The following is a 21,864-nucleotide window of genomic DNA, read 5'->3' as shown; positions in this document are numbered from 1 at the left end:
TCTCTAGAGCTAACTTACAAAAGAGTCATCTCTAATGTTGAGCTTGTAGATGAAACACTAACCCAATTGAAACGTTTCAATATTAGCGAAGAGCAGAAAAAAAACTGGGCAAAACAATTATTAAAAATATGGCCGAGCGTTAAACCCAACGATACCATTACGGTTTACATTGATAATGAAAAAATCACTTACTTTTATTTTAATGGACAATTTATAGGAAAAATAAATGAAGCTGGTTTTTCAGATACATTTCCTTCCATCTGGCTAAGTCTAAATGGCCCCTACCCTACAATGACAAAAAAATTAATTGGCTCAACTTATTAAAAACAAAACGAGAACAAATTTGAGCTAACCGATTTAACCTTTAGCGATATAAAGCTGTAGCTTCAATTATTAAGACTATACAATCACTTCTTAACGATAAAACCTAAGGGTGCTCTTATGAAACTTGCTATTTTATCCTGTGGACCTAATGCCTACAGCACACGACGTTTAAAAGAAGCGGCCCTTCAAAGAGGGCATGATGTAAAAGTCTTAAACACCCTTAAGTTTGCTATCGATTTACAACAAGGCATCCCCGACCTCTACTACCGGCAAAAAGTTTTAAGTAGCTATGATGCTGTGTTACCGAGAATTGGTGCATCAATTACTTACTATGGCACGGCTGTTGTCCGTCAATTTCAAGAAATGGGCGTTTTTTGTGCTAATACTGCACATGGCATTTCTAACTCGCGAGATAAGTTACGTAGCCTGCAAATCTTAAGTCGTCATCATATTGGTATTCCTAGAACTACCTTTGTCCGAGACCGAAAGGATGTGATTCCTGCGATCGAACGAGTTGGTGGTGCACCTGTCGTTATTAAATTGATTGAAGGCACCCAGGGCATTGGTGTGCTATTGGCTGAATCAATGAAAGCGGCTGAGTCGATTATTGAACTACTACAAAGCCAAAAACAAAATGTGCTCATTCAAAAGTTTGTGGCAGAAAGCAAAGGAAAGGATATTCGCGCTTTTGTCGTTGGCGATCGTGTTGTTGCCGCAATGCGCCGCGTCGCCCAAGGACAAGAATTTCGTAGCAATGTACACCGAGGCGGCATTGCTGAACCGGTAGAACTTGATGAACGGTATAGAGAAACAGCCGTACGAGCAACTCAGATTTTAGGCCTAGAAGTAGCTGGCGTTGATATGTTGGAAGGTAAAAACGGCCCTCAAATAATGGAGGTCAATTCTTCGCCAGGACTTGAAGGTATTGAAACGGCCACCGGTTTAGATATTGCCGGCGCTGTAATTGACTATGTATCTGCTCAAGTTGATTTTCCTGAAATTGATATACGCCAACGATTAACCATTAGCAAAGGGTATGGCGTCAGTGAAATATATATTCCTGAAGGATCAGAGTTTCTTGGGAAGACCATCCAAGAAGTGATGGATGAAGAAAAAGACATTAACGTGCTCACCTTGTATCGAGGGGCCAAGGCAATCCCTAACCCACGTGCTGCACGCGAACTCGAAGCTGATGATAGGCTATTATGCTTTGGAAAATTAGACTCTTTACGTGGCATGATTCCAAAGAAAACAAAGGCTCGCCGAAGGCCAAAAGTTCAGGATTTACAATCAGATGAATTAAACCAACTTCATGAAGACGACGCAGACCAATAAGCAGATCGGTTTAATCTCTAGCTAATTAATAAAACCGACTGATAAGGTCTCTATTTAAGCTACATACAAGTGGATAATTAAAATGTCAGAACCCTTTATACTTGCAGGTCAAGAAGTCTTACCAGGAACAAACACTATCATTGATGTTCCCCTGCCAGATTTATATACACATTCTTCTTTATCAATGCCGGTACAGGTCATTCGAGGAAAGCAAGAAGGCCCCATTCTCTTTGTTTCTGCGGCCGTACATGGTGATGAAATTAATGGCGTTGAAATTATTCGTCGACTGGTAAAAAGCAAGTCACTCTCACGAATGAAAGGCACGTTGATTACTGTGCCTATTGTTAATGTTTATGGCTTTCTCAACCAAAGCCGTTACTTACCCGACCGCAGAGATTTAAACCGCTGTTTCCCAGGCTCGGTAAAAGGCTCCTTAGCTGCGCGCTTAGCTAAATTATTTATGACCGAAGTGGTGCAGCAATGTACACATGGCATTGATTTGCATACAGCAGCTATTCATAGAGACAACTTGCCGCAAATACGCGCCGACTTAAGCAACCAGGTGACCGAACAGATGGCCTTAGCCTTTAATGCACCTGTGGTGGTTAATTCTGGCCTAATAGAAGGCTCTTTACGGTATGCCTGTAGTACAGAAAAAAACTTACCAATCATTGTTTACGAAGCAGGGGAAGCACTCCGCTTCGATGAGTTTTCGATCCGCGCAGGGGTCAAAGGCATTCTATCGGTGATGCAATCGATTGGCATGCTGACACCCCCTAAACGTAAAACCAAAAAGAAAGCTCCAGAACCTTTTGTTGCACGTTCTACTCTTTGGGTTCGCGCACCTCAAAGTGGTATTTTCCGGATGACTGTTTCAATGGGAAAACATGTTTTTGAGGGTGACTTACTCGGTGCTGTTGCAACACCCTACGGTGAGGATGGCAAAGAAACCGATATTATTTCACCCATTTCAGGCATTATTATCGGCAGAACCAATCTGCCTCTCGTTAGTGAAGGTGAAGCCTTATTTCATATTGCGCGTTTCACACGACCTAAGGATGTTGTAGATAATTTGGAGGCTTTTCAGCTGGACCTTGATCCTGCTAGTGATGAAGCCCCCCCTGAAGACCTTCCAATCATCTAGTTTTGTACCCCTTTTACCCTTTAATTTGGACTAATAAATGACTTCTAGCAATAATAAAATCATTGTAGGTAGTGAAGAATGGTGTTCCTTCCCTGCCCTAGGCATTCCTGCTATCAAAGCGCGTGTAGACTCAGGTGCTAAAACATCCTCTATTCATGCCTTTAACATTCAAACCTTTAGACGCGAAGGCCTTTTATGGGTTAGCTTTGAAGTACACCCACTACAAAAGGATCGCCGCACTGTGTTGCGCTGTGAACGCCCTGTGGTTGACAAACGTTCCGTCAAAAGCTCGTCTGGAATTTCTGAAACACGCTACGTAATTTCCACCTTAATTAAGGTGGAAAGCGAAACATGGGAAGTAGAACTCACCTTAGCAAACCGTGATTCAATGGGCTATCGTATGTTGTTAGGTCGTGAAGCGATGAAAGGACGAATCTTGGTAGACCCTGAGCTAAGCCTATGCCTCAACGAGCCGTCAAAAGAACAGCTTTACGATTGGTATGGCCAGCCTCAAAAAAACAAAAGTGGGCTAAAAATAGGCTTACTTGCCAGTAACCCCGACCTTTATAGCAACATGCGCCTTATGGAAGCCGCTGAGGAACGGGGCCACGAAATGGTGTTTTTAAACATCAAATATTGCTATATGAAAGTCGATGAACAAGCACCTGAAGTCCATTATCGAGGCGGTAAAATCCTCAATGACTTAGATGCCGTTGTCACACGTATAAGACCTAGCATGACCTTTTATGGCTGCGCCTTGGCTCGCCAATTTGAAAGCATGGGCATTTATACCGTCAATTCATCATCCGCTATTAGCCAATCAAGAGATAAGTTATTTTCTCTTCAACTGATGTTAAAAAGTGGCATTGGTATCCCCACAACAGGTTTTGCACACTCGCCAATGGATACCAGCGACTTGATAGAAATGGTTGGCGGAGCGCCATTGATTGTAAAACTATTAGAAGGCACTCAAGGCCGAGGTGTTGTATTAGCTGAAACTAAAAAAGCCGCCGAAAGTGTTATCAATGCCTTCAAAGCACTGCATGCAAACTTGCTAGTTCAAGAATTTATTAAAGAAGCAGACGGGAAAGATTTACGCTGTTTTGTCATTGATGGCAAAGTAGTTGCCTCAATTCAACGAACGGCTGCTCCTGGTGAATTTAGAGCCAACATTCATCAAGGTGGTAGCGCTTCTGTGGTTAAAATAACACCCGAAGAACGTCGTTTAGCAACGCTTTCGGCAAAAGTATTAGGGCTTAAAGTTGCTGGCGTTGATATTATACGTTCGAGTAAAGGTCCACTGCTTTTAGAAGTTAATTCATCTCCGGGTTTAGAAGGTATTGAGTCTGCCACCGGTAAAGATATAGCCGGGCATATTATTGCGTCTATTGAAAAGAGGCTTAAGTGGGAAAGACCCGTTAGTTCTAGCGTTTTGGAAACACTTTAGCCACCTACGCGCTATTAACTAAAAAGGGCAAAATTTAGCCATTGCATGCGCTCCCCCTGTTTAACGGTATGCAGAGACTATTTTTATAAACACTCAGCGGTTTTAGCCCCTTACCCCCTCTCTTATAAGACGCCATGAATGGTTTGCTGGTTCAGTTAAGGCCAGCAAACTATCCGCTAAACGCTTGGCCGATACTCACTACCGTATACCTTTAAAAACCGCTTATTAAAACCATTTTAATTTTTTAAACAACCAGACCTGAGCTAAGATAATTAGCGCCAATATGCCCATAAAGATCCAAAAAGCAGCTTCATTATTTGCCCCTGGTATACCGCCAACATTAATCCCTAACAGCCCGGTCAAGAAACCTAGGGGCAAAAATATAGCCGCAACAACCGAGAGCATATACATATTTTTATTCAGCCGATCAGAAAGACCGGTGACCAGCTCATCTTTAACAATTTGAGCCCTCTCACGAATCGTATCCAAATCTTCAACATACCTTATTACGCGGTCTAATGACTCTTGCAAGCGGCGTTTATGCATTTGCTCCAACCACGACTGATCAGAGACACGAAGGCTTGAAATCACGTCTCTTTGAGGGGCAATATAACGTTTAAACATAATGGCGTCTTTACGAATAGAGGTGATTTCCTGTCGCTCATTTGTGTCAGGGTTTTCCATAACACTTTCTTCAACCTCGTCTAACTTCTCATCTATTTCAGAAAAAATAGGTTCCATTCGCTCAAATAAACCGGCGATTAGCATGGTCACAAAATCGCCACTATTTTTTGGCCCTTTCCCCGCTTTCAGTTTCCCTTGAATATCGATGGCAGCTCTTAGTTTTCGACGCCGTAGGCTGATAATATTATCTTTATCAACCCATAAACGTATCGACACCATATCATTCGGCTCAGCGCCAGGGTTTAAATTTACCCCGCGTAAAATAAGCAACGCGCCATAGTCAAATTCAAGAATTCTAGGTCTTGTTTCATCTGCACATAAGGCATCAACAACTAAGTGATCTAAATGCGGAAACTCTTTTTCAAGCAAACGGCGGCTTTCTGGGTGCTCTGCTTCTAAATGAATCCAAACCTTGGATTCACTACTAATGGTTTGTTGTATCTGTGACTCTTCGAGCAAGGTACTCGAGCCGTCGCCATTCAACTTACAAGCGTAAAGAATATGACTATTTTCCATCAAACACTCCCTCTAATCCAGGTGCTGTACGAATGTGTAAGTCTCTTTGTGGGAAAGAAATTTCCACCCCTGCCTCTTTAAAAACTTCCCAAATATCAAAGCGCACTTGGCTTGAAATTGGAAAAATTTCTTGGATATTACTAATAAAGAAACGTATTTCAAATATCAATGCGCTATCTGCAAAGTCCTTAAAAAGAACTGTTGGTTTTGGGGTTTTTAAGACGTCTTTATTTTCCGTAATCATGTCCATTAGAAGATCTCGAACTTGTTGTGGGTCCGAGGAGTATGACACGCCAACATTCACAATCACACGACCTACTCTATCTGCATGCGTCCAATTTTTAACAGACGATGAAATGAGCTCAGCATTTGGCACAATAATCGATGTTCGGTCAAAGGTTTCAACAACTGTGGCACGCACGCTAATTTTCTTTACAATCCCTTCACCTGAATTGGTAATCAGCCAATCCCCTACTTTTATGGGCCGTTCAAACAGCAAAATAAGGCCTGAAACAAAGTTACTCACGATACTTTGCAAACCAAAACCAATGCCAACAGACAGCGCACCGGCTATCAACGCCAAATTCGTTAGATCAAATCCAACCGCTGATATACTCGCCATTAGCGCAATAATCAGCCCAACATAACCTAACACCTGTGTTATTGACTGACGAACACTCGTATCCATGTTCGTTTTAGGCAAAATCTTTTGATCCAAAATACGCTGAATAACACGTGTGATGAACAGCAAGGTTAGAAAGACAAGTAAACCAACCCCAATATTTGAAATTGAGATGGTCATATTGCCAACTTTAAAGCCAAAAAATGCCTGCTTTATCGTCTCTTGAATATATTGCCATTCGGTGCCAAAAATACCGGCAACAAAAGGTAAACAGATAAAGAACAAAATAAGATCCAATGAGAGGCATAACCAGAAGTAAATAACCTGCTCTGAGTCTTCCCCTATGTTGTCTTGAGAAAAGCGTTTATCTAAGCGATAAAAGTATGGACGAATAACCGCTCTTATAACGAGAATAGACGCTAATAATGAAAAAATAAGAACAAAACCTTCGAAGATATAACGGCTAAGAGCTGCATAGCCAAATACATTAAATATAATGATGGAGAGGCTAATCATTAGAAAAACAACAAATATCTTGCGTGGGAAAAAGTAGTCTTTAGTCTCTTTTGGCCCTATCAATACAAACAAAGAAAACAGGCCTAATATAAACGCAAAAGTTAAGCTCACAATATAACTTTGGACAACTGCCAGCTCTATGGGCACCCCGATAATTTTTCCACTTTCAAGAAGCAATGTATCGACAGCAAACAGCAGTGCCACCACACAGATTAAATAACGCAAATGTGAACGAATAAGAGCCGCTTTCAAAAACCGCCCTGTCATCAAATACACAGCGAACAAAAACCCCGTAAGCATTAATACCTTTTGTATTAATAAGTGATTAGCCTCGGTAACAATGCCTTGGCTAATAAATAGTTGATAAATGAAAAGCAGCCCTAGCCCTATCGCTAAAAATGGCAAAACTAACGACGCTGAAACCAATGGAAACACATGTTCCCGCCCAGCATTTTGTAATTTTATAGTTAACCTTTTTTTTGATACTAACGTGGCGAAAAGGAAAACGACCAAAAGAATACAGCCCGATATGACACTCAACGACCGCAGAGTTTTATCGTAAAAAATACCTTTGTAATTTGAAAATTGAGCATAAAAAGGCTCTTCTGCTGTTTTCCATAAAGTAGTATTAAATACTGCCATTTGCCGCTCAAAAAGCCCATCTAAAAATAATGTGCGTCTTAACGAAGTGATTTTTTCTAACAACCGCGATGATTTAGACGTCAGCGCTTCGGCTTGTGTCAGCAAACCTTCAATAATTAACGACTCATTCGTTAACTCAGCGCGCAACTTTTGAATATTATCGGGCTCTGGTGGCGCATCTTCATCGGGGGCAGCGCCAAGGTCGGCCAAATCTGCCTGCACGCTATTATTAACCGGTTTAATAACGTCAACCTTATATTGTAATTCTGTTCGCGCTGAGCGAAGCGTTTGACGCAATTCCAACAGACGGGCTTTATCTATCGTATTGTCAGCTAGCTGTTGAGAGATAAGTTCTATCGTCTCTTGTTTTTCTTTAAGCCATAACTTAGTCGCTTCTTGGTTTATCAGTTCCTGCGCAGCAACAGCCGAGCTGTGAACACTAAAAACAACCAAACAAAGATAACTAAAACACCGCAATAACTTCATATTTTATTCCCCACACTATAAACACCCTAGACGCTTCGCATCATATATCGACTGTACAATGCTCACCTAGCATGTGAACATATGTTAAAACTAACCCTTCATTTACCCCATTACTATAACCGCTTATCTACTAAGCCACTGATAGCTATTAGGTTTATTGTTCACGAACGTATAGTAAATCCACCCCCGTATCTACACCCGATTCTGCTTTTAATGACCACAGCTTACTCAATTCGTACCTCAGGTTAACCGTACTCACCGAATCAAAAATCCCAATGCCGTAACTTAAATATAAATTTGGCAGCAAATACTTACCAACATGCAAAGCCGTATCATCCCCACCATTACCATCAAATGTAACAGCATCCAACCCAAACGCATTGGCTATTTGTTCACCAATCATATTACCGCCTTTAATGCCTAAACCACTGGCAGCAGAGGCTAACAAAGCAGCATCCGATGCACTCGCGTTCGACAAAGAGCGGCCCAATAACCAATGAGCCAGCACCTCGTCATCACTCATCGACGGTATAGAAAATAACGAGGTTTGAAGGTTATCGACCGGGCCTAACAAGTGCAGGCCCGCTGTAAATTTTTTCTCTTTTCTTACCGCCTTTATATCCAAATTTGGATTATCCAGTGCGCCTCCGGAGTATTGTATTTTGCCATTATCAACCGCTAGTTGTTGGCCATATGCCCTATAGGTACCTTTATTAATAACGATATCGCCAGTTCCAAGAAGCAGTTTATCTGTCTCACCGCTAACTAATAATCCGCCAGTTAGTGCTCCCTCAAAACCCAGCCCTTTAATCTGTACGTTATCACCCAAATTAACGTTTAATTTGACCCGGGTTGAAATAGGTTTTGTTTCTTTTGCTAACGTCTTATCAATAACAACCACATCTTTACTAGCAGACACAGGAATATTAAACTCTATCGGTGCTAAGTCTGCGGTCGGTATATTAATGCTTCCTTCGAGGTATGCTGAGTCAGCCGTCATATTAAATAATAAATTCGGCGATGCGATCACATGCATTTCGGGTAAATTCAAAACCTCAACATTCTCGCCTACCAGTGTAGACGAGGCATGCCAGCCTTTATCAGCAAAAACAACTTGACCATCACCATAAAAATCACCTTCACCAGAGCTCGCCTTATATTTTAAGTGAATACCTGTATCCACCCCACCTTCTAAACTCGCATTAATTGCTGATAACACTGTTCCAGAACTGGTCAACTCTACTCCCGCGTTAGCAAGCAATACGTTTCCTGTAACAGCAGGGTTCGCCACCGTACCAGTTAATTTGATATCAACATTCAACTGGCCTTGTAAGTGTTCATACTCAGAGTACAACGTATCAAAAACCGATAAATCTTTTACCGACAAGCTGAAATAGCCTGACAACCCTGCTTGCTGTGGCGTATCAATAACCGTTTTCAGGGAAGGCACACTAACTTGGCCTGTTAACGCTGAAACACCGGTTAAATCAGGTTCAAGCAACATATTCGCAACAGCTCCTTTCCCGTTAAGCTGAAAATCGATATTGGCATTGCGTAAGGCGATCACTGTATTTTCAAGCGTTAAATCTTTTTCTAGCAAAACCCGACCATCAGTCAAACTGAAAACACCTTGGCCACTTATTGGATATTGATTTCTGCCAGCCAGTTCAAACCGACCTTTTAAATTCCCTTCTAATGGGTCCAGTGAATTGGAAAAGCTCTGTAAAAGCGTTAGCGGAATGGTAGCCAACTCACCTTGAATATTCCAATCGCCATGGGCCGAATTATTTGCCTGTATACAGACTGAGCCAGTGGCTGATTGTAGACAGTGCTTATCAATTGAACCATGCGTACTGGCGATACGTATTGCACCTTGCTCGCTAAGGCGCCACTGCCCTGCTAGAACATGTTCTAGCGTCAGTTGTGAAAACTCACCCTGCCAATTTGCCCCAGACAAGCCACCGGCCAATTGAGCTGATACTTTTAACTCCCTGTTAGCCACATCAACAAAAACTTGATGCTTATCTGTCGTACCGTTAAGATCCACCTTGACATCAAGCGGCGCTGAATTTTCAACACTTAAGCCGACAAGCGAGCCTTTACCACTCATAACGCCCTGTTGACTCATATCTAGGCTAAGCTTACTTTTCCATTGATTAATACTCACGAGGTTAGAATAGGCCAATGTGCTGCCATCAATATCAGCAGATATTTGCGCTACAGCAAGGTTCCCACCGACTGTGCCCGAGGCCATTAATTTCCCCGTTAGCTCGGGATGAAAATCTGCTAAATTAGACGAATTAACAACCCAATTTAGCGTTTTCCCTCCATTTATTTGCCCCGACGCTGTGATAACTGATTGGCCGGACTGTAGTTGGAGATTCTTGACCGTCAGCTGCTCAGCAAGGTATGAAAAATCGCTGCTAAAATGCACCGGTCGTTGCCTTAAGGTACCGCTAATATCCAGCCCCTTTATTGATACACCCACGGCCTTAGTATTAAGGTTTTCGGCCACCAGTTGCCAACCACCAGATAATTGCCCCGGCCATTGTGACGAAATAAATGCGGGGTTAACTTTATTGAGCCTCACTGAGCCTTTAAGCGCGAGCATATCTTGCCATTGCGCTTCGCCAATAAAGCTCATTTGGCCAGACTCAACAGCCAGCTTCATATTTAAATCTTTCGCACCTTGCTGGCTAATTTTTGCCTGTGCTTGTACTGACACGGGTAGCGAATTGATTGATAAATCGCCGTCGATTTTAGCCGTAGCATCGGCAACCGTACCGGCAAACGATACCTGCCCTTCTTTAATTAATAAGGCCGTCTCACTCAAAATGTTTGGCAAGTCAATGTTTTCTATTGTGACATTAGCCTGAAAACTAGGTATTTGGTTCTGCCAATCTAACCAGCCCACTAAAGAAGCCTGACCGTCTAAACCGTTCAGTTGAAACTGTGTGATGTTTAGCTTATTCGAGCTGCCCTCCATCACCCCTTTAAAATTGAAGGCCTGTTGCTGCGCTTCCAGCACCCCATTTATTGCAAGCTTATACTCATCAAGCCCGCCTTGAATAGTCAATTCGCCGCTTCGACTTGCTATACCGCTAGCTCCGTTAGACATCGGCCAAGCGAACTGTTGCCACTGCCCAGTTAGCTCAAGTATTGGTAACGTCATCACGTTATTAACAGCGCCGTACAGGGACAACCTTAGTCCGTTTTCATTGGCTAAAATGCTGTTCAGCGTCCAGCTATCAAGGTCTTTACTCAGCAGCTGAGCGCTCCACGCCAACACGGGCCAGCCTTCTTGTTGATAGCCTGCATCAAACTTAATATCCGCTTGATTTATATCGCCTTGGGCTGTTACTTGAATGCTATTTAAATGCCCTGTTTGGCCGTCTACATAATCAGCCAGATTAAGCTGTGCAATGCGCGCATTCATTTGCCAACTCAGTTTACCGAGTAAATTTTTTATCGTCAGCGTGCTGGTCGACTGCATCGGTTTAATAACTCGCTGCTCAACTCGTAATTCGCTTGCATTACCTTTAATATCGCCTTTCCCAGCCAGTCCTTTCAACGTCGGATCCTTTGCAAACCACTCATACGCTAAAGTTGTAGGGTAATCACCGCTTAACTGTATCGATCCATTCAGTTTTAAACCTGCTTTACCTGTACTGTCGAGGGATAAAGCATCAATCGTTAGGATGTCTCCCCAAAGACTCAATGCCGCCTGAAGGTTTCTGATCGGCTGCGTCATAGCCTGCCCTTGCTGCACTGTTAGCGTATTAACACGAACCTTCTTCAGCGATAATACTAACGGCGATGAAATAGCAGGCAAACTGATAGGCGTTGAGGTCTGTGCCCCATTTCCCTGCTGTGTCATCAACACATCATCAATCAGCAACTCGTTAATTGTTAACCGCCCTCTTATTAACTGAGCGGCCTGCCAACTTAACGTTAAATTATTAATAGACACTCGGTTATGCTCGTCAACTTGATAGTTTATTTGTTCAAATACAGCGCCATCAAGCAAGCGGCCAGACACTTTTTTTACCGTTAATTCGGGTACCAATTTTTGACTGAGCGATAGCACCGCCGAAAGACCAGATTCGGTCAACGCAAGCCAAGCCAACAGCACACTTATCAAAAGAAACGTGGCTAACAATACACGTAGACCAGCGCGATACATCATAAGTCAGGCCCAATGACCACATGGAAGCCGATTGAATCAGCTGAATCTGATAACCCTTTAGCTATATCAAATCGAATAAGGCCAATGGGCGATTTCCAGCGAATACCAAGGCCTGCACTGTATTCTAGGGGATCATGCAAACTGTTAACGGCATTACCAAAATCGCTGAACACGGCAACTCCCCAGTTGCCCACCAGCATGCGTTCGTATTCCACACTTCCAACCAATAAATAACGTCCACCAGTGACCTCACCATCGTCACCTTCAGACCCTAGTGATTCAAAATCAAAACCACGGATACTGCTGTCGCCACCGGCAAAAAACCGCAATGAGCTAGGCAGTTTTGTAAAATCGCTCACGTCTGTCGCCCCTAAAGCACCACGGGTAATAAACCGACCTTTTTCGCCAATCGATTGAATATATTTCCCTCTTAAAACCATTTGCGCAAACGTCGTATCCGATAATACCGCTTCACTGGCACCCGACAATGACAAGGATAACCGACCACCTTGTCGGGTATAGATACTGTTATCTGCCCATGTTTTTGACCAAGCAATACTAGGAATCACCAAGGTCGAGGTATTATCATCTTCTGACACGTCAAAATTTTCATTTAGAAATTTTATTGAGCCGGTTTCATTCCAGCCCCATCGATCAGTTTTATAATAACTGCCGACTGCAAATGAACGACTTTCGCTGCTATCTGTATCTTTGTTTTTAAATTCGGCATTAAAACCAACATCAGAAATCTTAGGGCTCCAAAAGGGCATCTGGTAGTCCGCCGACAAGCTATTACCAATTTGTGAAAATTTAGTGCCCGCACTAAAGCGATGCCCGCGATTATTAACATATCTATTTTCCCAGCCGAGTGAAGCCCTCGCACCACTATCGGTTCCAAACCCCAACCCCGCAGAATAGCGATACTGCGTTTCCGGTTCCAAGGAAATAGCTAAGGGGACTACGCCATTTTGACGTTCATCAATCAGCGTCGTCACTGACACGGAATTAAAATAACCACTATTATTTAGATTACTTCTCAGCGCCAAGACCTTAGAGGCTAAATAAGGCGCGCCTTGCTTGATCGGCGATAGTTTTAACAATAGTTCATTGTTAATAACCGTTTTAGGAAAGACAGTCTTCGAAAAGACATACCGCACACCGGATTGATACACTAAATAAATAGTCGCTTTGTTGTTAGCTAAACTCACTTCAACCCGATGCTCAGTCAGCTCACCATCAAAATAACCTCGTTCAGCAGCTAATCGTCGTAGGTTTTTCTTGGCTGATTCATACTGTTCATGATTAAGCACCTCCCCTTCCTTTAATGGAAAATTTTCTAATAACCGCTGAAAACTCTCATCGTGCAAGCCTTCACCTTCGATTGTCACGTTGACCGCTTGAATAGTGACAGGCTCAGCTAAATTTAACTGATAACTCGCCAACCAGATATTGTCTTTTTTTTCTAATTTGCTAGTAACTTTGGCCTTGTAATAACCATACACGGGCAGCATTTCGGAAAGCTCATCTACTGCTTGTTCATGTAAGCGATGAATACGTTTAGACGATAACAATTGATTTTTTTGATGTTTAACAATACTCAGACCACTTAACAAGGTGTCCTTTTTGCCTTCAGGCGCGCCATCTAATTGCACCGAAATGATCAGATCTTCCGCCTGCACAAGGCCCGCCATAAAAAATAATGACAACAATACAGCGAATAGGCTCCCCCTTAATAACACTGTAAACAAAGCATAACCTCTAAATAATTTTTAAATTTGCACCATCACCTTATAACCACGCCACTAAACCTTGCGAAAGAGTAAAAGTAACGTCAATACCGCATTAAAGCAGAAATAAGGTTCCCAAACCTAAAAATGCAACAAAGCCCACCACATCAGTTACTGTTGTCAAGATAACTGAACCCGATAAGGCTGGGTCAATAGTCAATCGGTCAAGAATAATTGGAATCACCACGCCTGAAAAAGCTGCCGCAATAATGTTTAATACAATCGCTGCTGCTATGACTAAACCAATGTTGATACTAGCAAACCAGAAAGAGGCAATAACGCCAATTACAATAGCCCATAACACACCGTTAAGCGCACCGACACTGACCTCTTTGATTAACAAGGGTGGGATATTACCTTTTGCAATTTGCCCCAATGCAAGTCCCCTAATAATTAAGGTTAATGTTTGACTGCCGGCAATCCCGCCCATAGAGGCGACAATAGGCATTAAAACAGCTAGCGCAACAACTTGTTGCAATGTCGCTTCAAAAAGGCCAATCGCCCAAGATGCGAAAAATGCGGTTAACAAATTAATGCCCAGCCAAGTTGCCCTTCGTTTAGAACTGCGTAATACAGGCGCAAAAAGGTCTTCATCTTCATTTAAACCCGCTGTTGCCATTAATTGGCTTTCATAATTTTCACGCGTTATTTCAAGGGCTTGGCGCAAAGTAATACGCCCAGATAGTTTGTTATTCGCATCAACCACAGGCAGCGCCATCAAACCCGAATGTTCAACTTTATCGGAGGCTGTAGAACGACTCATTTCAGCAGGCACTGTCATTGGCTCGTCAATACTTAATGCCTGCAATGATTGCTCTGGCGGAGCAGAAAATAATGTTTGAATTAATACGGTCCCTGCAAAATCACCATTTCTTTTAATTAAATAAAGGCAATCTGCACACTCAAAAGACGATTTTTTAAGCCCCCGTAAGGCATCACGAACACGTGCTGTTCTGGGCAAAATATATAGCCCGTGATCGACATAACGCCCAATTTGATCAGTTTCATATTGAACCGATTGCTGATAATGTTCACGTTGCATTTCAGCCATATTTTGCAAGGCTTCGTCAACCACTGACTCAGGCAACGTATCGGCTAATTGAACAAGGTCTTCAGCATGAACATTATTCAATAGAGCGTGTAATTTCTCCTCATCAATACTGTCAAAAATTGCCTGGCGTGATTCCGAGCGCATTGTGACCAACACATTAATACGCTCTTCATCTGGCACTTGTTCCCATCGCTCTAAGCGCTCCGCCACAGGTAATGACTCGAGTAATAAAGCCAGCTCAGTGCCTTCGAGTTGATCAACAGCATCTTCAAAGACAACCCTTTGTTCATCATGATGAGCATCATTGAGCCGTTCGACTAACTGGCTTACTTCATCGGTCATTCTATTCCCCTTTCTTAATGTTTAAATACATTGTTTATGTGTAAAAATCAGCCAAACCCTTCTTATGAAATACACTCTCCACCTCTACCAGCCAGCGGATCTTTTAATCAACTGTTAGCCCTTTCGTTTCTTTTAACATAAGACATAGTAACGGTTTATGACAGTCTGATTTAGCGCTTTCTATATTATTAAATAAGGACTCAAAGCAATTCGTGTTATTGTCTATTTTATCGTTAATAGCACACGTCGAATGACGTGCTTAGGAGCAAATAATGTTCAGTACGTTTTTCAAAAAATTATATTGAATTATCGCGTTCGATAACCGACTACTTTATTTCTCACAAACTAAAAATTTCTTTAATTATTGACGCAGCGATTGTTTTCATTATTCGTGAAATTTTAATTGCCTTATTCAAGCATAAAATTGATCCCAGTATGCTTTATGCCCTTTCTGCTTTTTTGTTTGTACTAGGCGCACTACGAACCGCCGCCATTATTTTATACCAACGAGAAAAAGTAATTGCCGATGAAAACCATGACTAAAAGCGCAGATATCATAAAGCCCAATCAGTCAGCTTCAAACATTAGTTTTTGCGGCTAAGCCCAGTTGATAAAGCTCTCTAAGTAGCGTTATTCACTACGAATTAACGTCCAGCCTCATTTTCCTCTGTTACCACGCGTATAGGGAACGGCTCGGTAACACTACCCGCATAGATGGATTGGTGTGGAAAGGGTATTTCTATCCCTTCGGCATCAAAGGCTTCTTTAATTTCTTCATAAATAGCATTTTTTAGTTCGCTAAAATTTTCTCGCTTTACCCAAACCGAAAACTGCATATCCAACGAGGAATCGCCAAACCCTTTAAAAATAAAAGTCGGTTTAGGCTCATCCAAACAGATCGGATTAGCATCGGCGACCCGCTCCATCACTTTGCGCACATGCTTAATGCTTTCTTTATAGGCAACACCTATCGCCAAATCAATTCGCCTAATTGGAAAACGCGTCAATGTGGTGACTTCTGACTTGATCAATGTTTCATTGGGGATTCGTACAAATAAATTATCAAAGGTTCTTAGTTTGACCGATAATAAATCAATAGAAATAACCTCGCCAATGGTTGAACCTACACGAATCATGTCACCAATCGAAAAGGGCCGTTCAGACACTAAAAACAACCCACTAATAATGTTTGAGGCGGAGGTTTGCGAGGCGAAACCAATCGCAACCGATATAATTCCAGCTGCACCTATCAACACCCCTAAATCAAACCCGAGTGCTTTTAAACCCATAAAAAAGAACATCAGCAGCACAAGGTAACTGGCCACTCTTGCGACCAATAACTGTTTATGCGCATCCAGCTTATGCGTTGACCAGCGGGTCACCACATTATTAGCTGCTCGAGATAAAATAATACCGACTATAAAAAAAATCAGCGCACGTACAACGGCCATTGTTAACTCGGTATTTATGTTGGCGAATACATTATCCATCTGTTATGTCCTGGGGTATTATTGGCTAACCAAACAAAGCTGATAAGGCCTTTGTTATTTTATGTTGCCCCAGGTCGTCTCTTGCTGCACTCACTAGGGTAAGGTTTTGATGGGCTAAACCTGTACTCATTACTTTATCTATGGTCAGGGTCGCCTGTTCATCTTGTTCACGAACCATAGTAATACGGCGTGTCCAAAAGTGACCAACTTCATCTACATAAAGCGCAAGATGTGGTGCTGGCACACTTACTTTATCTAAATTTAGTTGTTCATTGGATTCATTTTTAATTCTAATCTCAATCGTCACTCGCATTCCGTGGTTGGTTGAAGGTTGTATATCTAATTGCTCGCTCATACGCAAAGCATAACTCATCACACCTTCTCGTGAATTTAAGCCAAACCATGTATCTGAAATACGCTCTGTTGAGACATCTAACAATGGTTTTTTTCCGCCCCTTATACTCAGTTGCAACCACAATGGAACAGCAACATAGAGCGATATTTGTTCTTTTGGCAACAAGACAACAGTCGTGGTCGCACGACAGACAATAGCCCTGTCAGACATAACAGGAGTCAAGGAAAGCTTTTGCGGTATATTGTTTGACACAATACGTTGCTTGTTCGCCAAGCTCCAGCCCTCCTCACCCGTACCCATCAGTTGTATACACGGGTTGTGCACTGTGTCGCTTGTTTTCAATTCATACTGCATAAGCCAATCTTTCTCGCCAGACGCAATATCCAGCAAAAGGTCCCCACAGTTAAATTGCAACCTTGTGTTGGGTGTCAAATCAAACACCCCCCAGCACCTCGATTCTTGTTTTAAATCTTGTTGACCCATATAAACCCCGATCGTTGACAACTTGCTTATACCAATGAATGCCAGAGGGCGGGCTAAGCCACTGATTCATTAAATTTTTAACAACTTTACTGTCATGATGATACCCCATTAAGTAAACACAAAGGGCTTTATAACGGCCTAAAAAAACAACGGCTAGATGTCTACTGTTTTACGAATAGCGATGAAAAATTTGATACCAAGCAAGGTTTAATAATGATGTAGCCACGGCTACAAAATACAGTTTATCCTACAGGCCACTTAAGATAAGTAGGCCTTTTATTCGTCCAAAATAAGATATTTGTTTAGCCTTGCGAGCGAACGACTTGATCACACATGGTTTTTATCAACTTCATTGCACTGAGTAGACGCGTTAATCCTTCTCCAAACCTTGGTTATAATGCATCAAGATTTTTCTAACTTGCTCAATACGCGTTATAAAACTTTGTTTATTCGCTCGTTCATGAATAGTATGGTCCCCATCTCCAAAGGGGCCAAACCCATCCAAGGTAATACAACCCTTCGCAGCAAAAATATTTGCGTCACTAACACCACCCCGTTGTTCTGTTAACAATCGATCACCGGTGATGGATTCTAATTGTCTTAAAAACCGCTGCTGTTTTTCATTAGGCTCCATGACATCTCGCTGAATATCCCCAGATAAGCTGGCATCAGTTCCCTCAACTTCATGCGTGTGGGTAATCACGTGTATTGCCTCAAGCACTCGATCTCTTTCTTTCATATTGGTATAACGCATTTCAACAATTAAACGAGCATGCGGAGAAATAGTATTGGCACCAATACCGCCCTCCAACTTACCAACATTCACTGTGGTCCCTCTTTCCAAGTCGGTCAATTCAGTTAATTGAATACATTTATGCGCCGCCTCTAAATTAGCATTAACTCCTTCGGAATAATGGTTTCCAGCATGTGCGGCCTTACCTTTAATATCAATAAAGAATGTGCCCACGCCTTTTCGCCCAGTCACCAATTCATTATTCTTTCCTGCAGCCTCAAACACCAACACATAATCATATTGTTCGGCTAATTGTTGGCTAATCAGTTTGGAATCATCACTGCCGGTTTCCTCGTCACTGACCAATAACATATCTATATTGCCAATTTGACCACAGGCAGCTTTAACAGCTCTCAAGGCACAAAGAGCAACATAGTTACCGCCTTTAATATCGCAAGCACCCGGACCATATATCCACTGCTCATCTTCACTAAAGGTTTCAAAACTCAAAGGCGGGAAAACGGTATCTAAATGGCCCAACAGCAGTAATTTTTTACCTGTTGATTGAGTTGAGGTAAACAATAAATGATTACCTATCATTTCTCGCTGGTAAACATAGGTCACGAAACCAATCTCTTCCATCCATAGTTGAAACAAGGCACCACTCTTATCGACACCCTGCTTATTCTTCGTATAAGAATTAATATTAATTAATTCTGCTAATTCAGAAAAATCCATTTCACCCTTCACCATGCTTTATTAACAGTCAAAAAAAGGCCTAACCAAATTCAGGGTAAATCCAAACAACATAGCCATAACCCTGTTCACCTAGTCTCAAGATATAAACACTATTATTCACCCCATACTTAGAAATATATCGCAGTTTTGAACAACAAATAAAAAAAACCAGCATTTATTTTTTGCACCGCACCATATAAAAGCAAAAAGCGCTGATATGGTGCGACTATTTGCACCTAAAACAGCTTTAAGCAAGCTCTAAACAAAGACTTACAGGCTTGGTACTAATATTGCTGTAATCTTATAGAGCGCTTCATCTGAGGATAAAAAAACATGTCTACCTATGAAATTGGGTTATGGATCTATCAAAATGGTGGTGGTGATGTTATTCAAAATTCGATCATTGCCCAATTACAAGAACGCGACATTTCTGCAATTACCGAGCTAAATTTAAGAAATGCAACAGCCACAAATGGCGCTATTTATTGTGATGGTATTAGAATGGAAGAGTTAGATTTGTTCTTTAGCTACAACGCTGGCCAACAAACACAGTACCAACTATATCTTTATGAGGCGCTGGATCGATATATACCGATCATTAATAACTATACGGCCTTTAGCCTAACCGAAGATAAATTCAAAACAGCTCATTTATTACAACGTAATGGCATCATCACGCCAGAATATGAGTTATGCCATCGTAATGATGTTCATACACTACGCAGAATCTTAAAAGAATGGGGTGGCAAGATTATATACAAACCTACTGAGGGCTGGGGAGGCATGGGGCTTGTTAAAATTGAAAACGACGCGGCCCTTGATATGCTGATACCCTTTATAAAACATACCGATCTTCGGCATTTTTACGTTGAACGCTTTATTGATTACGATAACACTGACTTCAGGGTTGATATTGTCGACGGTGAATACATCAGTTGCTATGGCCGTCAAGCCCCTGCTGGCGACTGGAAAACCAATATTACCAGTGGCGGCAAATTGTTACTACGTGAACCAACTGATGAGCTGGTCGCTTTAGCTAAAAAGGCCGCCAAATTAACCGGCCTGGATATTGCTGGCGTCGATATGATTTATGATCAAGAACGTGAACAATATGTGGTTTTAGAAGTCAACGGCATCCCTGCTTTTGCCACACCAGAACAAGAACAACTAGGCTTAGATTTTAATACTAAAAAAATTAACGCCATCGTCAACTTAATTGAAAAAAAACTAAACGAGAAAAACAAATGAATAGCAGTCAAAAACGCCCAACATTAGGTTTACTGTACATGGACTTTGTACTGCAATTTTTTCACCCATCTAACTTTAAAGGTTGGCCGGATAAAATTGAAACCGTCACTTATCATTGGAAAAATGACCAGCAACGCCTTATTAACGACATTAAAAACAAAAAAATTGATGTTTTAATTGGTAATATTCCGGCAACAGCGTATGAAACGTTTCGTGAAATCTCCAAAGCACTGCCTAACGTCCGCTTTGTCCCCTCACTAGACACACAGTTTTCTAATAAATCCAAAGAAAACGTTACACGCTTTTGTAAAAAATATGACATCCCTATTCCGCCAACACATATTTTTTACGACCGTAAAAAAGGCTACCAGTTTCTTGAAAAAACTCGTTACCCAAAAATCATTAAAAAATCCTATGGGCCGTCAAATTATGGTGGCTATTTTGTTCATAAGGTCGATACTTTTGATGAAGCCAAACAACTACTAGAAAGCAAAAAATACAACCCCATTTACGTTCAAGATTTTATCCCCATGTCAGCTGATATTCGCGTCATGTTAATCGGTCACGAACCGGTGTGTGCCTTTTGGCGCCGTCCACCAGAAGGTGAGTGGTTAACCAATACCAGTCAGGGTGGCAGCATTGATTACCAAAACGTGCCAAAGGAAGTGCTTGATTTAGCTGTACGTGTTTCTAAAGCCGCAAAAGCAGAATACTGGGCCTGTGACATCGCTGTTGGAAAAGATGGCAAGTACCGCATATTAGAGTGCGCAACGGCCTTTGCGGCCTTCCCTTATATTAGGGACTGGATAGGCCAATATTTGATGTGGTTATTTGGTAACGGTCAATTTAAAAAGCCCCATTTCCCCATTAATAACTGGGAGGAGCTTGGTAAGATATCGCCCTACTTATTAAGAACCATGCGCCAAATCACCTTTGGTCAATATACCCCTAGCTCAGATGCCGACTGCTTTACACCACTTGCCAAAACAAGCACTAACGAGCTCTCAGTAAAAGACCTTAGTCAAGAAGAGTGGCCCAGTGATATTTGGAATTTTCAAGATAATTTAGGTCGTCAAAAACAATCCGATTCAAAACCGGCTCCAGCCACATCAAAAAATTCTGCTAAAACAGCTGAGTCCATTAGCTCAAATGCCGACAATGCGTTTGTCATACCACCCACCGATGAGACATACCGTTATTCACTGAGCCGAACATGGGATATTAAAAAACCGAGCTTATTTTTTATTGCTTTACACCCAACTTGCGAAGAAGACCATTATGATGATGCTTTAATAAAAAAATGTAGCACTTATGCGAAACAACATGACTATGGCAGCATTATTATTGGCAGTCTTTTTGCGTACCGAGCGAAGAACATTTCAGGCCTTAAAAAGGCCTGCGACCCAATCGGCACATATAATGATGTCAGCTTATTAGAAAATCATCAACGCGCTGAAAAAACGATTGCGATATGGGGTAATGATGGCACATTCAAAGGAAGAGCCGATGAAGTTAAAGCATTACTACCGAATTTATTATGTTTTCAACTAACGGTAAAAAAACAACCACGTAGTATTAAAGGTTTGGCAAATGACATGACACCCGTTTTACTCTAAATAGGGACGTTAAGCCTTGATACTTATAAGCAATGCGCTAATGCCGCAAACAACGCAGCATTAGCAACTAGGCATCGGTGTTAACTTAATGTGATCAACGTGTTAGCATCGTCCAAATA

At 41.8% G+C, this 21,864-nt stretch carries 15 protein-coding genes and 2 pseudogenes; 9 read left to right on the top strand and 8 right to left on the bottom strand.

Annotation, left to right across the window (positions count from 1 at the left end; all coding sequences use genetic code 11):
* From KUG63_RS02635 to rimK (KUG63_RS02610), 6 genes and pseudogenes are all read left to right on the top strand, one after another.
* On the top strand, positions 1 to 324 hold a 324-nt coding region (locus tag KUG63_RS02635; RefSeq protein ID WP_287553925.1), incomplete at its 5' end, for a chalcone isomerase family protein.
* Between the two features lie 117 nt (positions 325 to 441).
* A pseudogene (gene rimK, locus KUG63_RS02630) lies at positions 442 to 1,365 on the top strand (30S ribosomal protein S6--L-glutamate ligase); the annotation flags it as partial.
* The gene (locus KUG63_RS02625; protein ID WP_374699892.1) at positions 1,348 to 1,659 is read left to right on the top strand and encodes a cation:proton antiporter regulatory subunit; all 312 of its coding nucleotides are present in this window, start codon (positions 1,348 to 1,350) and stop codon (positions 1,657 to 1,659) included. The pseudogene rimK (KUG63_RS02630) and the gene KUG63_RS02625, both read left to right, overlap by 18 nt.
* An 82-nt stretch (positions 1,660 to 1,741) precedes the next feature.
* Positions 1,742 to 2,803: a succinylglutamate desuccinylase/aspartoacylase family protein gene (locus tag KUG63_RS02620; protein ID WP_015005459.1), complete on the top strand. Its 1,062-nt coding sequence runs from the start codon at positions 1,742 to 1,744 to the stop codon at positions 2,801 to 2,803.
* Between the two features lie 37 nt (positions 2,804 to 2,840).
* Positions 2,841 to 3,248 (top strand): annotated as a pseudogene (locus KUG63_RS02615) (ATP-dependent zinc protease); the annotation flags it as partial.
* A 90-nt stretch (positions 3,249 to 3,338) separates the two neighbouring features.
* Positions 3,339 to 4,250: a 30S ribosomal protein S6--L-glutamate ligase gene (gene rimK / locus KUG63_RS02610; RefSeq protein ID WP_223253242.1), complete on the top strand. Its 912-nt coding sequence runs from the start codon at positions 3,339 to 3,341 to the stop codon at positions 4,248 to 4,250.
* Between the two features lie 225 nt (positions 4,251 to 4,475).
* Here rimK (KUG63_RS02610) and KUG63_RS02605 read toward each other — a convergent pair whose 3' ends face one another.
* From KUG63_RS02605 to mgtE, 5 genes are all read right to left on the bottom strand, one after another.
* Positions 4,476 to 5,450, bottom strand: coding sequence for a zinc transporter ZntB (locus tag KUG63_RS02605; RefSeq protein WP_016389722.1), 975 nt, complete (start codon positions 5,448 to 5,450; stop codon positions 4,476 to 4,478).
* Complete coding sequence (locus tag KUG63_RS02600; RefSeq protein ID WP_287553924.1) at positions 5,440 to 7,716, bottom strand: mechanosensitive ion channel domain-containing protein; 2,277 nt, start codon at positions 7,714 to 7,716, stop codon at positions 5,440 to 5,442. The genes KUG63_RS02605 and KUG63_RS02600 overlap by 11 nt, the downstream gene beginning before the upstream one ends.
* A 154-nt stretch (positions 7,717 to 7,870) precedes the next feature.
* Positions 7,871 to 11,902 carry a translocation/assembly module TamB domain-containing protein gene (locus tag KUG63_RS02595; RefSeq protein WP_287553923.1) on the bottom strand — a complete coding sequence of 1,344 codons (4,032 nt, stop codon included), beginning with the start codon at positions 11,900 to 11,902 and terminating at the stop codon, positions 7,871 to 7,873.
* Positions 11,899 to 13,593, bottom strand: a complete 1,695-nt coding sequence (locus KUG63_RS02590) for an autotransporter assembly complex protein TamA (RefSeq protein ID WP_020932878.1) — start codon at positions 13,591 to 13,593, stop codon at positions 11,899 to 11,901. The genes KUG63_RS02595 and KUG63_RS02590 overlap by 4 nt, the downstream gene beginning before the upstream one ends.
* Before the next feature lie 151 nt (positions 13,594 to 13,744).
* Positions 13,745 to 15,082: a magnesium transporter gene (mgtE, locus tag KUG63_RS02585; protein WP_015005453.1), complete on the bottom strand. Its 1,338-nt coding sequence runs from the start codon at positions 15,080 to 15,082 to the stop codon at positions 13,745 to 13,747.
* 300 nt (positions 15,083 to 15,382) lie between these two features.
* Here mgtE and KUG63_RS02580 point away from each other — a divergent pair, with 300 nt between their 5' ends.
* Positions 15,383 to 15,625: a phosphate-starvation-inducible PsiE family protein gene (locus KUG63_RS02580; protein ID WP_287553926.1), complete on the top strand. Its 243-nt coding sequence runs from the start codon at positions 15,383 to 15,385 to the stop codon at positions 15,623 to 15,625.
* A gap of 101 nt (positions 15,626 to 15,726) precedes the next feature.
* Here KUG63_RS02580 and KUG63_RS02575 read toward each other — a convergent pair whose 3' ends face one another.
* The 3 genes from KUG63_RS02575 to KUG63_RS02565 all read right to left on the bottom strand — a co-directional run bounded on the left by KUG63_RS02575 (position 15,727) and on the right by KUG63_RS02565 (position 18,881).
* The gene (locus KUG63_RS02575; protein WP_277642047.1) at positions 15,727 to 16,572 is read right to left on the bottom strand and encodes a mechanosensitive ion channel family protein; all 846 of its coding nucleotides are present in this window, start codon (positions 16,570 to 16,572) and stop codon (positions 15,727 to 15,729) included.
* Between the two features lie 25 nt (positions 16,573 to 16,597).
* On the bottom strand, positions 16,598 to 17,410 hold the full coding sequence (locus tag KUG63_RS02570) for a hypothetical protein (RefSeq protein WP_287553922.1): 813 nt from the start codon (positions 17,408 to 17,410) through the stop codon (positions 16,598 to 16,600).
* 370 nt (positions 17,411 to 17,780) lie between these two features.
* Positions 17,781 to 18,881 (bottom strand): M20 family metallopeptidase, encoded by a 1,101-nt coding sequence (locus KUG63_RS02565; RefSeq protein WP_026362575.1) that lies wholly within the window; start codon positions 18,879 to 18,881, stop codon positions 17,781 to 17,783.
* A 333-nt stretch (positions 18,882 to 19,214) separates the two neighbouring features.
* Between KUG63_RS02565 and KUG63_RS02560 the strand changes: the two genes are divergently transcribed.
* Positions 19,215 to 20,129, top strand: a complete 915-nt coding sequence (locus KUG63_RS02560) for an ATP-grasp domain-containing protein (RefSeq protein WP_020932884.1) — start codon at positions 19,215 to 19,217, stop codon at positions 20,127 to 20,129.
* Positions 20,126 to 21,745: a DUF1643 domain-containing protein gene (locus KUG63_RS02555; protein WP_020932885.1), complete on the top strand. Its 1,620-nt coding sequence runs from the start codon at positions 20,126 to 20,128 to the stop codon at positions 21,743 to 21,745. The genes KUG63_RS02560 and KUG63_RS02555 overlap by 4 nt, the downstream gene beginning before the upstream one ends.
* Positions 21,746 to 21,864: the final 119 nt, after the last annotated feature.

The organism is Cycloclasticus sp. (assembly GCF_019090545.1).
Lineage (GTDB): Bacteria > Pseudomonadota > Gammaproteobacteria > Methylococcales > Cycloclasticaceae > Cycloclasticus > Cycloclasticus pugetii.
The sequence above is the reverse complement of the archived record's forward strand: the minus strand, read 5'-3'. Positions and strand labels throughout refer to the sequence as shown.